At 57.0% G+C, this 14,299-nt stretch carries 13 protein-coding genes and 1 rRNA gene; 2 read left to right on the top strand and 12 right to left on the bottom strand.

Annotation, left to right across the window (positions count from 1 at the left end; genetic code table 11):
* The first annotated feature begins 6 nt into the window (after positions 1-6).
* Together BMX55_RS13255 and BMX55_RS13250 are read left to right on the top strand one after the other, a co-directional pair.
* The gene (locus BMX55_RS13255; RefSeq protein ID WP_177172909.1) at positions 7-498 is read left to right on the top strand and encodes an ImmA/IrrE family metallo-endopeptidase; all 492 of its coding nucleotides are present in this window, start codon (positions 7-9) and stop codon (positions 496-498) included.
* 107 nt (positions 499-605) lie between these two features.
* Complete coding sequence (locus tag BMX55_RS13250) at positions 606-2,402, top strand: methyl-accepting chemotaxis protein (protein WP_177172908.1); 1,797 nt, start codon at positions 606-608, stop codon at positions 2,400-2,402.
* A 56-nt stretch (positions 2,403-2,458) separates the two neighbouring features.
* Here the strand turns inward: BMX55_RS13250 and BMX55_RS13245 are convergent, their stop codons facing one another.
* The 12 genes from BMX55_RS13245 to rrf form a co-directional block, all read right to left on the bottom strand.
* On the bottom strand, positions 2,459-3,589 hold the full coding sequence (locus BMX55_RS13245) for an acyl-CoA dehydrogenase family protein (protein WP_091458508.1): 1,131 nt from the start codon (positions 3,587-3,589) through the stop codon (positions 2,459-2,461).
* A gap of 22 nt (positions 3,590-3,611) precedes the next feature.
* Positions 3,612-4,805, bottom strand: coding sequence for an acetyl-CoA C-acyltransferase (locus tag BMX55_RS13240; protein ID WP_091458506.1), 1,194 nt, complete (start codon positions 4,803-4,805; stop codon positions 3,612-3,614).
* A gap of 47 nt (positions 4,806-4,852) precedes the next feature.
* Positions 4,853-5,515, bottom strand: a complete 663-nt coding sequence (can, locus tag BMX55_RS13235; protein ID WP_091458505.1) for a carbonate dehydratase — start codon at positions 5,513-5,515, stop codon at positions 4,853-4,855.
* A 92-nt stretch (positions 5,516-5,607) separates the two neighbouring features.
* The gene (locus BMX55_RS13230; RefSeq protein WP_091458503.1) at positions 5,608-6,798 is read right to left on the bottom strand and encodes an isovaleryl-CoA dehydrogenase; all 1,191 of its coding nucleotides are present in this window, start codon (positions 6,796-6,798) and stop codon (positions 5,608-5,610) included.
* A 52-nt stretch (positions 6,799-6,850) separates the two neighbouring features.
* Positions 6,851-7,318, bottom strand: a complete 468-nt coding sequence (locus BMX55_RS13225; protein WP_091458501.1) for a PaaI family thioesterase — start codon at positions 7,316-7,318, stop codon at positions 6,851-6,853.
* Between the two features lie 34 nt (positions 7,319-7,352).
* Positions 7,353-7,751, bottom strand: coding sequence for a MerR family transcriptional regulator (locus BMX55_RS13220; protein ID WP_091458499.1), 399 nt, complete (start codon positions 7,749-7,751; stop codon positions 7,353-7,355).
* Between the two features lie 104 nt (positions 7,752-7,855).
* Complete coding sequence (locus BMX55_RS13215; protein ID WP_091458497.1) at positions 7,856-9,493, bottom strand: methyl-accepting chemotaxis protein; 1,638 nt, start codon at positions 9,491-9,493, stop codon at positions 7,856-7,858.
* Positions 9,494-9,610: 117 nt separating this feature from the next.
* On the bottom strand, positions 9,611-10,159 hold the full coding sequence (gene ruvC, locus BMX55_RS13210) for a crossover junction endodeoxyribonuclease RuvC (RefSeq protein WP_091458494.1): 549 nt from the start codon (positions 10,157-10,159) through the stop codon (positions 9,611-9,613).
* Positions 10,140-11,018, bottom strand: coding sequence for a shikimate dehydrogenase (gene aroE, locus BMX55_RS13205; protein ID WP_091458493.1), 879 nt, complete (start codon positions 11,016-11,018; stop codon positions 10,140-10,142). Before aroE ends, ruvC begins: the two co-directional genes overlap by 20 nt.
* On the bottom strand, positions 11,015-11,875 hold the full coding sequence (locus BMX55_RS13200; protein ID WP_091458490.1) for an energy transducer TonB: 861 nt from the start codon (positions 11,873-11,875) through the stop codon (positions 11,015-11,017). The genes aroE and BMX55_RS13200 overlap by 4 nt, the downstream gene beginning before the upstream one ends.
* Positions 11,876-11,884: 9 nt before the next feature.
* The gene (locus tag BMX55_RS13195; protein WP_091458488.1) at positions 11,885-13,966 is read right to left on the bottom strand and encodes a ribonuclease catalytic domain-containing protein; all 2,082 of its coding nucleotides are present in this window, start codon (positions 13,964-13,966) and stop codon (positions 11,885-11,887) included.
* Positions 13,967-14,072: 106 nt separating this feature from the next.
* A 5S ribosomal RNA gene (gene rrf / locus BMX55_RS13190) occupies positions 14,073-14,185 on the bottom strand.
* Positions 14,186-14,299: the final 114 nt, after the last annotated feature.

Below are 14,299 nucleotides of genomic sequence, written 5' to 3'. Positions count from 1 at the left end.
GCAGGCATGGTGATGTTTGCAGAGGGCGTTCTCAAACTCCACTGGGATCAATCGGTGCCCGTGGATGTGGCGCACATTGCCCAGCGCATGGGCATGGCCGTGCGCCACAGTAGCAGCTTGGCTACCTGCGCGCAATTGCAGATCAACGCACAAAACCAGCCCAGCCTGACCCTGTGCCAGCACCATGCCCCAGCGCTACAGCGCTATGCCACCGCACAAGCCTTGGGCCATCTGGCCTTGCACCACCTGCGCCCCGGCTTGGAGCGCAGCATCGTGGTCACAGAAGATTTTGCGCTAGACGACCCCAGCCGCACCGAGCGCGAAGCCCAGCAGTTTGCCCTGCGCTTGCTCATCCCGGAGCCAGTCTTGCGCTACTGCGTTCAAGACATGGCCATGCTAGACATACTAGAGCTGGCCCATCTGTTTGATGTACCAGCCGCGCTCATGGGCTGGCGTCTGATGGACTGGCCTATGCCTATGCCTAAGCCACGCCACTGACTTCCAAATAATAACTCTCTAGCGCCTCGTTAAGCACTCCCTTATTGCCCATGTTGCACCACTTTAAGAATTTATCCATCAGTACCAAATCGATTGGCAGTCTAGTTTTGTCCCTGATCCTTTTTAGTGCCATCTCTGCCACCATCAGTAGCAGCATGATTACTAAGGAAATCCACCAACGCGCTTTTACAGAAGAACTACCTGCACTGGTACAAGGCATCCGCTCCGACATTCAGCGCCAGCTGGCCCCCTCTATCAATGCCGCACGGGGCATGGCCGATAACGCCTTCTTGATCGATTGGGACCGGGCAGGTATGCCTGAATCGGGACATGCCACTTGGTTGCGTTATGCCAACGCCATCAAAAAACAACAGTCAGCAGCAGGGGTTTTTTGGTGTTCTGAAAGCGGCATGAAGTACCAAAAAGACGATGGCTCTACCCGCACCATCTTGCCCACAGAAACTTGGTTTTCAGAAGCACTCAATTCCAAGGTGGACTACGCACTCAACCTTGATCTAGATGTTGCAGCTCAAAACTACATGATGTTCATCAATGTGCGCGTTGATGGCCCCGTTGGGCAGCGGGCCGTCACTGGCCTTGCGCTGTCGGTAGATGCCGTAGCACAGAGCATTGCCCAATACAAAATTGCCGATAGTGGGGTGGTTTATCTGGTACGTGCCAATGGTTCCATCCTGATGCACCAAGACAAAGCACTCATTGATGGCAAACACCACCTCAAGGATATGCCCGGTCTGGATGCCACAATGGCCAGCCAGCTTTTGGGCCAGCAGGCATTTGGTCAAGTGCGCTACCAAAAAGAGGGCAATGACTACATCATGGTATCTGCCCCTATTCCTGAATTACAAGCCTATGTGATTGCCGAAGTTCCAATATCCGAACTCACTGGGCCCATCTTGCAGGCTGTTCGCGTTGCAGGCTTGATAGCCTTGCTGATCGGGGGTGCCGCAGCCGTTGCTGTGGCCTTTGTAGTCAGCCGTGCCATTGCAGCACCTATACAACATGCAGTGAGCTTGCTGGCCGAAATTGCCAATGGCGATCTCTCCCATCGAATTCCTGCTAACACCCAAGATGAAATAGGCCAACTGGGCCAAGCCATTAACCGTCTGGTCGATGCGCTATCTACCCTGGTGCGAGATGTGCGCCACAGCGCCCAACTGATTGCCACCGATGCCACCCAAATTGCCACTGGCAGCGTCAACCTAAGCCAACGAACGGATGAGCAAGCGGGAAATCTGCAACGCACAGCCGCCTCTATGGAAAAGCTCACTGCCACTGTGCACCACAACACAGCCACCTCACAACACGCAGCCCAAATTGCCAATCAGGCCACCCAAGCAGCGCAGCAAGGCGGCCAGGTGGTGGGCCATGTAATCCAGACCATGACAGAGATCAATGGTACATCGTCCAAGATTACCGACATCACGGGGGTGATTGACGGCATTGCATTTCAAACCAACATATTGGCGCTTAATGCAGCCGTAGAGGCAGCCCGCGCCGGAGAGCAAGGCCGGGGCTTTGCTGTGGTGGCCTCAGAGGTGCGTATGCTGGCCCAACGCTCAGGGGAAGCTGCCAAGCAAATCAAAGAACTCATCGAGGCCAATGTGCAAACTGTCAATTTAGGTTCTCAACAAGCCAAAGGGGCTGGCAGTTCTATGGACAACATCCTGCGCCAAGTCTCCCAGATGGATCAACTGGTTCAAGAAATCAGTCAGGCCAGCCAAGAACAAAGCCAAGGACTAGAACAGATTGGTTGCGCCGTAGCGCAACTCGATACCGTCACGCAGGAAAACACCTCCTTGGTGGAGCAAAGCACCTCGGTGGCTGCCGACTTGGGACAACAGGCCAGTCGCCTAACTACCCTGATGGCAGCATTTCGCCTTTGATTGCACAAAGGATGGTGGTGGCCACTACCGTGGCCTCGCCACCATCGGCTGGCCTGTCAGGCCAGCGCCCGCTGAATGATGATTTTTTGCACATCGCTGGTGCCTTCATAAATCTGGCACACCCGCACATCACGGTAGATGCGCTCGACTGGAAAATCATTCACCACGCCATAACCGCCCAGCGTTTGGATGGCAGCGCTGCACACGCGCTCGGCCATCTCGCTGGCAAAGAGTTTGGCCATGGCCGCCTCTTTCAGGCAGGGGCGGCCTGCATCGCGCAAACTGGCAGCATGCCAAATCAACTGGCGCGCCGCTTCTAGTTGCGTGGCGCAATCGGCCAGCCGAAAACCCACAGCCTGATGGTTAATAATGGCCGTACCAAAGCTCTCGCGCTGCTTGGCATACTGCACGGCCAGCTCAAATGCACTGCGCGCCATGCCCACGCTTTGTGCAGCAATGCCAATGCGCCCGCCTTCTAGCGCCGACAGCGCAATTTTGTAGCCCTCGCCTTCAGTGCCAATCAGGTTTTCTGCTGGAATGCGGCACTGGTCAAAATTGATTTGCGCCGTATCGCTGCTGTGCTGACCGAGTTTTTCTTCTAGGCGGGCCACCACATAGCCGGGGGTGTTGGTGGGCACAATAAAGGCGCTCATGCCCTTTTTGCCTGCGGCTTTATCGGTCACGGCAATCACGATGGCTACCTGACCATTTTGGCCGCTGGTAATAAACTGCTTCACACCATTGATGACGTAGCCATCCGCATCACGGGTGGCCGTGGTGCGCAAAGCAGAAGCATCAGAGCCAACATGGGGCTCGGTCAGGCAAAACGCCCCCAGCATCTCACCACGGGCCAACGGCGTCAGCCACTGGCGTTGCTGCTGGGCGTTGCCATAACGCATCAAAATGGCATTGACCGGGCAGTTAGTCACGCTAATGGCGGTGCTGGTGCCGCCATCACCAGCGGCAATTTCTTCCAGCACCAGCGCCAGCGTTACATAGTCGAGCTGGGCACCACCCAGTTCTTCGGGCACACAAATGCCGTAAGCCCCCAATGCGGCCAGCCCTTGGTGCGCTTCTTTAGGGAAATGGTGCTCCTTGTCCCAGCGGGCGGCATGGGGCCACAGTTCGCGCTGGGCAAAGTCGCGCACAGCGTCGCGGATCATTTCCTGATCTTGGGTCAGCAGCATGGGGTTCTCCTGGGCTTAGGGCTTAAAGCAGTTCAATCGCCACTGCCGTGGCCTCACCACCGCCAATGCACAGCGTTGCCACGCCTTTTTTCAGGCCACGGGCCTGCAAAGCGTAAATCAACGTCACCATGACTCGCGCACCACTAGCACCAATGGGGTGACCCAAAGCACAAGCGCCGCCGTTCACGTTCACCTTGTCGTGTGGCAGATTCAAGTCGTGCATCAGTGCCATCGGTACCACGGCAAAGGCTTCGTTGATTTCCCACAAATCCACATCTGCCGCGTTCCAGCCCGCTTTGGCAAGTGCTTTTTGCGTAGCCCCTAAGGGTGCAGTGGCAAACCATTCTGGCTCTTGGGCATGGGTGGCATGGGCCACAATGCGCGCCAGCGGTTTAGCACCCAACTGCGCGGCGGTGGAGGCCCGCGCCAACACCAGCGCGGCAGCGCCATCGTTGATGCTGGAACTGGACGCTGCCGTGATCGTGCCGTCTTTCTTAAAGGCTGGCTTGAGCTGCGGAATTTTTTCAAGCTTGATTTTGCCCGGCCCTTCATCCATCGAAATCACCACTTCTCCGCTACGGGTCTTGACCATCACTGGGGCAATTTCAGCCACAAAGGCCCCCGAAGCAATGGCTGCTTGGGCACGCTGCACGCTGGCGGTAGCAAAGGCGTCTTGCTGCTCTTTGGTAAAGCCATACTTGGCAGCACAATCTTCACCAAAGGTACCCATCGAGCGGCCGGCCTGATAAGCGTCTTCTAGGCCATCGAGCATCATGTGGTCAAAAACGCGGTCGTGGCCGATACGGTAGCCGCCCCGGCCTTTTTGCAACAGATAGGGGGCGTTGGTCATGCTCTCCATGCCACCTGCCACCATCACATCGTGCGTACCTGCCAGCAGCATATCGTGGGCAAACATCGCGGCCTTCATGCCAGAACCGCACATTTTGGACAGCGTCACGGCCCCGGCCTCTTTGGGCAAACCACCCTTGAAGGCCGCTTGGCGCGCTGGGGCTTGGCCTTGGCCTGCCATCAGGCAGTTGCCAAACAACACTTCGCCCACGGTGGCCGGGGCCACACCTGCACGCGCCACGGCTGCGGCAATCGCTACGCCACCCAAATCATGGGCGGCGAGGCCAGAAAAATCGCCCTGAAACGACCCCATTGGAGTACGGGCTGCACCCAAAATAACGATGGAATCTGCGTTCGTTGATGTCATGGTTTTGTCTCCTGTGATATTGAGTTTTGGTATTAGGTTTGGCGCTTTTAGCAGCGCCCTTCGGCCACCCCAGCCACCGCTGCGCGGTACAGGGCATCTAAGCCATCGTTGCCGCTGATAGACATGTGCAGGTTGTTAATCAGCCCATCTTTGAGACCATAGCACCAGCCATGCAGCGTCACGTTTTGGCCCCGCGCCCAAGCATCTTGCAACACCGTAGTCTGGGCAATGTTGACTACCTGCTCAATGGCATTGAGTTCGCACAGCGCATCGTGACGCCATTGGGGTGCCATTCGGGCCAGCAGTTCACGGTGGCGGTCGCGCACATCTTTCTTGACGTGGCGAATCCAGTTGTCAGCCAAGCCCACACGAGCATCTTCTAAGGCTGCCAACACGCCACCACAACCGTAGTGGCCCACCACCATCAGGTGCTCCACCTTGAGCTGATCGACTGCATACTGGATGGTAGACAAGCAATTGAGGTCAGTAGGGACCACCACATTGGCAATGTTGCGATGGACAAATACTTCACCCGGCTCCAGCCCAGTAATTTGGTTGGCTGGCACGCGGCTATCGGAGCAGCCAATCCACATATAGCGCGGCTTTTGCTGCGCCAGCAGGTTGGTAAAAAACCCCGGACGATCGCGTTCCATCTGCGCTGCCCAGGCACGGTTGTTGTCGAACAGTTGGCTAATGGAGGGGTTATTCATCACGGGACTCCTTCAAGGTTGAGAGTTAACAGGTTTGGGCAAATCGAAGATGGGTCTCATGTTCAACCAAGAAGTTCCTTCAAGGTTGAGCGTTAACAGGTCTCAGCAAACAGCTCGCGGCCAATCAGCATGCGGCGGATTTCGCTGGTGCCAGCGCCAATCTCATAGAGCTTGGCATCGCGCCACAAACGGCCCAAGGGGTACTCATTGATGTAGCCATTGCCACCAAAAATCTGAATGCCATCGCCTGCCATTTTGGTGGCTTGCTCGGCACACCACAAAATCACACTGGCACAATCTTTACGCACTTGGCGGACGTGGTCGGTGCCCAACATATCCAAATTTTTGGCTACGGTATAAGCAAAAGAGCGCCCCGCTTGCAGCACGGTGTACATATCGGCCACCTTGCCTTGGATGAGTTGGAACTCGCCAATGCTTTGGCCAAACTGCTTGCGGTCGTGGATGTAGGGCACCACGTTGTCCATCACCGCTTGCATGATGCCCAGCGGGCCACCAGTCAGCACAGCGCGCTCGTAGTCTAGGCCGCTCATGAGCACCTTGGCACCGCCATTGACGTTGCCCAAAATGTTCTGCGCGGGCACTTCAACATTCTCAAACACCAGCTCGCCGGTGTGGCTGCCGCGCATGCCCAGTTTGTCGAGCTTTTGCGCAATCGAAAAGCCCTTCATGCCCTTTTCGATCAAAAAGGCCGTCACACCACGCGCGCCCAGCTCTGGCTCGGTCTTGGCATACACCACCAGCGTATCGGCATCGGGGCCGTTGGTGATCCACATTTTGTTGCCGTTGAGCAGGTAGTAACCGCCCTTGTCTTCGGCCTTGAGTTTCATGCTGATGACGTCAGAGCCTGCACCCGGCTCGCTCATCGCCAAGGCACCCACATGCTCACCGCTGATGAGCTTGGGTAGGTATTTTTGCCGTTGTTCGGCATTGCCATTGCGGTTGATCTGGTTCACGCACAAATTGGAGTGCGCGCCATAGCTCAAGCCCACCGAGGCGCTAGCACGGGAGATTTCTTCCATCGCCACCATGTGCGCCAGATAGCCCATGTTGGCACCGCCGTACTCTTCAGACACCGTAATGCCCAGCACGCCCAAATCGCCCATCTTGCGCCACAACTCCATCGGAAACTGGTCGGTGTGGTCAATTTCGGCAGCGCGGGGGGCAATCTCGGCTTGGGCAAAGTCACGCACGGCATCGCGCAGGGCGTCAATGTCTTCACCCAATTGGAAGTTCAGGCCGGGCAGGTTGGAGGGAAGGCTCATAGGGATGTCTCCTAGTGTGTTGTTATGAAGGAAAGAAAAAACGCAAATCCAGTTAACTGCGCACGTCCTCGCGGCCTGTCACGGCCATCAAGGTGCAGTGCATGGTGGCAACCAACTTTTCTTGGCCGTCGGCCAAGGCGTAAGCCCGGCCTTCGGCCACGGTGATGGTGCGGCCCGGCTTGAGCACCCGGCCTTCCATGCGAAAGCGTTCGCCCCGTGCTGGGGCCAGCAGATTGATCTTGAACTCGATGGTCAGCACTTCGGCCTCAGGGGCCATCAGCGTAAAGGCGGCATAACCGCAAGCAGAATCGAGTGCCGCCGATACCATGCCCGCGTGCAAAAAACCATGCTGCTGCGTCAGGGCAGCCGCCCAATCCAAGCCGATATCCACGGCACCGGGGGTCACGTTCTCTAAGCGCGCCCCCAAGGTGTGCATGGCTTGTTGGCGGGCAAAGCTTTCATGCACCCGTGGCAAGTATTGCGGGTTACGCGGTTCAAAAACGGTCGCACTTACTGCCATGCCAGCTCCTGAATTACGTTTACGTAAACGTCAATTATGGCTGATTTTTTTCCATCTTTGCCAGCAGGGCACGGGCTTCTTTTTCGTGCTCTTTGATTTCGTCTAGGTTGGCCTGTAAGTCAGCCATCTGCTCGTCTAGCTGGCGTCGGTGCCCGGCCAGCACCGTCAGAAATTTGCGCAACTGCACCCCGGTATCACGCGGGCTGTCGTACATGTCAATAATCTCTTTGGCCTCGGACAGGGACAGCCCCAAACGCTTGGCACGTAGGGTCAGCTTGAGCCGCGTCCGGTCACGCGCACTGTAAATACGGCTGCGCCCTCCGGGGCCGGTGCGTTCGGGCTGGAGTAAGCCCACGTCTTCATAAAACCGCATAGCGCGGGTGGTGAGGTCAAACTCTTTGGCAAGGTCGCTGATGGTATAGGTGATGGCCATAGTGGTGTGTGCTACAAAGCCGGGGCATAGGGCCTTAACGTTCACGTCAATCCTACTCTATACCGGGCACGGGAGCACCCCCCGCCAAATAGCCCTTTGCGCACTCAAAGGCCCGGCGACATCTTCAGTTGCAGGGCAGGCACAGCCTCTAGCCTGCTAGGTTCCAGCAGCACAGAGTCGGGCAACACAAAGCGGCTAATCAACTGCGCCAGCTCTTGGGCTTGGTGCTGCAAGCTCTCAGAGGCAGCGGCTGACTCTTCAACTAATGCCGAGTTTTGCTGCGTCATTTGGTCAATACGGGCCACGGCCACATTGATCTGGCCAATGCCCTCGTTTTGAGCCAAAGCAGCGGTGCTGATCTCGCTCATGGCTTGGGCCGCCTCACGGATAGATGCCACGGTACGCACCATCGTTTGGCTGGCATTACTGACCAATGCAGCGCCACTTTGCACCTGGCCCACCGAGGTCTCGATCAAGCCCTTAATTTGCTGGGCCGCCTCAGCAGAACGGGTAGCGAGCAAGCGCACCTCACTGGCTACCACGGCAAAGCCGCGCCCTTCTGCACCAGCCCGTGCCGCCTCTACCGCAGCATTCAAAGCCAAAATGTTGGTTTGGAAGGCAATGCCATCAATCACACTGATGATGTCCACAATTTTGCGAGATGACTCTTGCATCCCATGCATAGTGTTTTGCACTTCGGTCATTGCCATGCCTCCCTCTTCAGCCACGGTGGCTGCCGTGCTGGCCAATGCCTCGGCCCGCCGTGCCGCCGCTGCCGATTGCGCCACACGCCCAGTAATTTGCTCCAGTGAAGCAGCCGTCTCTTGCAGATTGGAGGCCGTCTCTTCTGTGCGGGCCGACAAATCGCCATTGCCCACAGCAATCTCCGAAGTAGCCGTGCGAATACTCTGCGCTGAATCGCGCACCTGCGCGACCAGGGTGCGCAAAGCGTCTTGCATTACCGCCAAAGACGTGAGCATCTGCCCTGCTTCATCACGGGCGTGGCCTTGTATTTCTTGGCGCAAATCCAAGTTGGCTACCCGGTCAGCAGTGGCGCTGGCCGTGGCAATGGGCTGCGTGATACTGCGCCTGAGCCACAGTGCCAAAGTGCCGCCCAGCACCAAGGCCAAAGCGGTAAACCCCATCAGGGCCAACCGCGCCCAGTCACTCCACTGCGCAATCTCACGGTGGCGGGCATCAATCGTATTGCGCTGCCATTGGGTCAGTGCCCCTAGAGCAGTCTGCAATCCATTGGCCGCTGGCAAAAAACGATTGTTATAGACCAGACGAATACGCTCGGTCAGGCCCGAATCGCGCGCGGCCACCAGCTCCGTGCGGGCCAGCGTAAAATCTTTGGCGCTGGCGTGGATACGCGCTAGCAACTCACGCTCTTCAGGCGATTTTAGCTGCGCATCCAGTTGCACCATCAGGCCATCGTAGCTGGCCTGCGCCTTGACAATGTCTGCCCCCAAAATCTCGCCCACCTCAGGCTCAGAGCTCAAAGCCACAGCTTTGTAGCGTTCAGAATTAATGGCTTGGGCGCGGTAGGCATCAGCCACCAAACGCTCTGTGGCCATGCCGTGTTGCACCATGTCGGTGGTGGCATCATTGATGCGGCTGAGTGACCACAGGCCCACCAAAGTCCCCATCAGGCCCAGCAACAGCACCAGCAAAAATGCAGAAAGCAAACGACGTCCCAAACTGCCGCGCCGCGTTTCGGGTGTGCCTAGAGTAGAGTACATGAGAGAAGCCGTTCAGGGGGATGGGAGCGGCCACCCAGTGGCAGCCTACTCGGCAACTATGCCCATACCCTGTGACTCTTTTTTGTCAACCGTGCAAACACCAAGGACAAAACCACCTCAGTAACTGCGCCCAGCCTTAAACATGGCATGTTGGCGGCGCTGCAACGTGGTGCTAGACCCCAGCCGCGCCATCGCAGCACCCGCATGGGCATGGGTAATGGCCAGCCCCAGTGCGTCGGCAGCATCGGTACCGGGCAAACCGGGCAATTGCAGCAAACGCCGCACCATCTCTTGCACCTGAGACTTGGCTGCCCGGCCATGGCCCACCACGGCTTTTTTCATTTGCAGTGCCGTGTATTCGGCCACCGGCAAATCACGAGCCACTAAAGCCGTGATGCAAGCGCCACGGGCCTGCCCCAACAACAGCGTCGATTGCGGATTGACATTGACAAACACAATCTCCACCGCTGCGGTATCCGGCTCGTAGCGCGCTACCACCTCAGTGATGCCCTCAAACAGCACCTTCAAGCGCCCCGGCAAATCGCCCAAGGCCAACTTGGTCGTGCGAATAGTGCCACTGGCCACATAGTCCAGTTGCTGGCCCTGCACATCAATGACGCCAAAACCCGTGGTTTGCAAGCCCGGATCAATGCCCAGAATGCGCATGGTTGGGCACAGAGGGCGGTGGTTCCAGCAGCGCACGCAATTCGGCCAGCACTTGCGCACTGGGCGGACGCACGCCACGCCAGATAGCAAAGGCTTCAGCGGCCTGCTCTACCAACATGCCCAAACCATCGCGGGCCTGCGCACCGTGGGCGCTGGCCCAATCCAAAAAACCTTGGGCAGCAGCGCCATACATCATGTCGTAGGCCAACGCACCAGGGCGCAGCACTGTAGCGGCCACGGGCACGGCATCACCCGCCAAACTGCTAGCACTAGCGTTAATCACCACGTCAAAATCGGCCTCTAATCCTTGTGGTGTCGTAGCCAGCAATTGAACATGATGCGACGAGGCCAACGCAGCATGGGCGGCCACCAGCACTTGGGCGCGCCCCAAGGTTCGATTGGCCACCACCACCCGACGTGGCCCACACGCCAGCAACGGCCCCAAGGCCCCTGCAGCAGCCCCCCCAGCGCCAATCAAGAGCACATCGCGCCCCGCCAGCACCACACCGGCGTTGTGCGTCAAATCTGCCACCAAGCCCAAACCATCCGTGTTGTCAGCAACGATAGCACCTGCACTGAAGCTCAGGGTATTGGCGGCACCAGCCAACAACACGCGCTCACTGCAGTGGCTGGCCAGCGCAGCCGCTTCTAGCTTGAACGGCACCGTCACATTGCAACCACGGCCACCCGTGGCAGCAAAATCATGCACCGCTTGGGTAAAGCCATCGAGTGGCACCAATCGACGCTCATAGCGCAGCGCCTCACCCGTCAATTGTGCAAACCGGGCATGAATCCACGGTGAGCGGCTGTGCTCCACCGGATGGCCCATGACAGCATAAAGATCAGTACAGCCACTCATTGCACATTGGTCTCCAAAGTCTGGTCGCGGGTAAACTTAAAGCGTGACACTACGGCAATCTGGTCAGCTTGGCGGCGCATAGCCTGACCAAAAGGCTCAAAAGGCCCCGCAGCACGGGCAATAGCTTGGGCACGGCGGTCGAGCAGCAAATTGCCTGAACTCTGCACCACTTCAGTGTCCAACACTTGTCCATCGTGGTTGACAGTCACAATCATCGTCAGCTCACCATAGATTTTTTGCCCATTTTTTTCTGGGAAATTAGCCGTCCCCTTATCTTCCACCTTGCGACGCATGGCATCGTAATAAACGGCATACACCTCATCGCGGGTGGCAGGGCTGATGTAGCGCTTTTTGGGCCGCGCGTTTTCATCGTTGATACGCTTTTCAATCTCAGCCAACAGCTTGAGCAGCTGGCGGCGCTTTTCTTCCTGCTCTTGTGCGGCCCGAGACACCACGGCATTTTGGGGGTCGGAGGGTGGCAAAGCCGCCAACTGCTGACGCAACTGGGCCAACAGCCGCATTTGCTGCATTTGCAAGGCATCGAGCTGGCGCTGGGCCTCCTCGTAGTCATCCCCCACCTTGGTCAACGCCGAATACGGCAAAGGGCTGCTGGCCCGCCCTTGGGCAGCCTCACCGCCGCCAGCTAGGGCATACTGGGCAATGGCTTGCGCTTGGTCAGGGCGTTCATCCGAGCGCGCATTGACCAAGATCACCTCCAGCGGCGTATCCTGAAACACCCGCTCAAAAGCCTCTGGATGAACAAAACGCACCGTCAGTAAAACAGCGTGCAGGGCCACCGAGACCGTCAATGCCCACTGCAAAGCGCTCAAAGAAGAAAAAAAAGCAGGGGATTTCACAGCGGCCCATTATCCGGCACTGGGCGCCAGCGGCACATGGTTGTCTGTATCGGTATCATTCAGATCCATCGCAATAGCAATCGGCCCGGCTACGGTTTCTTCTTCATCCTCCTCACCGTCGGTCACCACCGCAGAGACCTCAGCAGGATTGTCCAGCCGCTCCAACAGCGTGCCATGCACATCCAAGGCCATCTCATCCACCGCCCCGAGCTTCACGCGCAAACGGGCACCGCGTGGCAAATTCTGCGCTCCCAGCACCGAGAACACCAGCGGCAAAGTGTCAGCGCGCACCAAGCAGTGACCTCCAGGCACATCTTTGATAACAGTGGCGTCCAACTCGGTGATAGCGTTTTGCTGTAGATATTTGAGCGTCCAGAAACGCTCCATGCTCGCCTGATAACCGTTGTAAGCACCATAGGTAGCATCAAAGCTACTGATAATGGAGAACAATTCGGCACTCTTGGGTTTGAAAGGTGCTGCAAGTGCTGCCGTATTGCCGTGGCGTACACAGGCAATAATTTGCCACTGGTTCACCAAATCCACATAACGGCGCAGTGGTGACGTCGCCCACGCATAGCTTTGCACACCAATACCAGCATGAGGCAAAGCCTTGGTACCCATGCGCACCTTGACGCCCGGTGCCATGCTGGCTTGGCTGCGGTAAATACCCGGCACACCCAATTCTGCCAACCAGCCGCCCCACGTACTGTTGGCCACAATCGCCGCTTCGGCCACAATCAAGTCCATCGGTGCCCCCCGTTGGCGAGTGCTAATTTGCACCGTTTCCGAACCATCAGGCTGCGCGCCATCATTGCCCTGCAAACGGAAGTTGTAATCGGCCCGGTTAAAGTTTTCTGGCTTGCCACGCACCACCTCGCGCTGCGCCTTCAGTTGCTTGGCTAAGCGGTACAAAAAGGCCAACTGCGCACGCAAACCCAGCAACACTTCGGGCGTTTCTGGCACTTCGATGGTGGGGTCTGTCAACCAACCCTCGGTCACGATGTGGTCAAGCCGGTCGTGGCGCAGATTGGCTGCCACCGGCACACGCTCCAACTTGGTTTGCGTGCCGGTAATCTCCAAAGTCTCTTCGTTGATCGTCACATACAAGGACACTGCCGGATTGGCACGCCCTTCATCCAAAGTATAAATCTGCACCACCGCATCGGGCAGCATAGTAATCTTGTATCCTGGCATATACACCGTCGATAGACGGTTGCGCCCCAACTGATCTAGTGGCGTGCCGGGCACTATCGCCAAGCCGGGAGCAGCAATGTGAATGCCCAGCACCACCGTCCCACTACCCAGCCCCTGTACCGACAAGGCATCATCAATTTCGGTGGTCTGCGAATCATCAATCGAATAGGCTTGCACCGGGGCCAGTGGCAAGTCTTCTGGCGGCAGGGGTGCCTCCAGTGTGGGAAAGCCTGTGCCCTTGGGAAAGTTATCAAACAAAAAGCGCTGCCAATGAAATTGGTACGCAGAATCAATCGCTCCCGCTTGCTGCAACAAATCCAACGGTGCCTTGTGCGTAGCCCGGCTGGCCTCCACCACCGCCTTGTACTCCGGCGCATTTTTGTCCGGTTTAAACAAAATTTTATAGAGCTGATCGCGGATCGCTTGCGGGCAATCCCCCTGACCCAAGGCTTGGGCCCAATCGGCTACCTGTTGCAAGATGGCTTGCTTTTTCTCAATCGCCGCCAAGGCCTGTTGCAACACCTCCGCTGAAGCCTTCTTAAACCGCCCTTTGCCAGCGCGACGAAAATAGTGAGGAGCATCCTGCATACAAAGCAGCGCTCCCGCTTGCTGCACTAGCGTCGCCTGCGCAGAAAAATAGTCTCGTGCCAGATCGACAAAACTAAATTCCTCTTCGGGGGCAAATTCCCAAGCCAAGTCCAGTTCAATGCTGGAGGCCACCTGCTGCGCTTGAGAGAGCAATTCGACAGGACTGGGCTTGTCGAACTTCAACAAAAGGTGGGTGGCCTTGACCTTGACCCGTTTACCCGACTCCAGCTCTACCTGGGCAGAAGTATCGGTTTCAGACAGGATACGACCGGCGAAGAATTTGCCGGAATCTTCAAACAATGCATGCATGGCCGTATTTTCCCATGCACTGGTGAAAAAGGCAGCATTTTATAAGGTTTCCCCAAAGCGAAACCCCCTCTGACCGATAGGATCAGAGGGGGATGCTTTAATATTAGCCTGACGATGACCTACTTTCACACGGGAACCCGCACTATCATCGGCGCAAAGTCGTTTCACTGTCCTGTTCGAGATGGGAAGGAGTGGTACCAACTTGCTATGGTCATCAGGCTTAAACTGTGCGCTGTATCGCTTTATAGGCAATACAGCTAAATTCATAGAGTCTTATCAGCTTTTTTGTTTTGATTGCGCTTTTTTTGGCATAACAGACCTTGATGGTTCTTT

This window comes from Giesbergeria anulus (assembly GCF_900111115.1).
Taxonomy (GTDB): domain Bacteria; phylum Pseudomonadota; class Gammaproteobacteria; order Burkholderiales; family Burkholderiaceae_C; genus Simplicispira; species Simplicispira anulus.
This window is presented reverse-complemented; position numbering and strand designations above follow the sequence as displayed.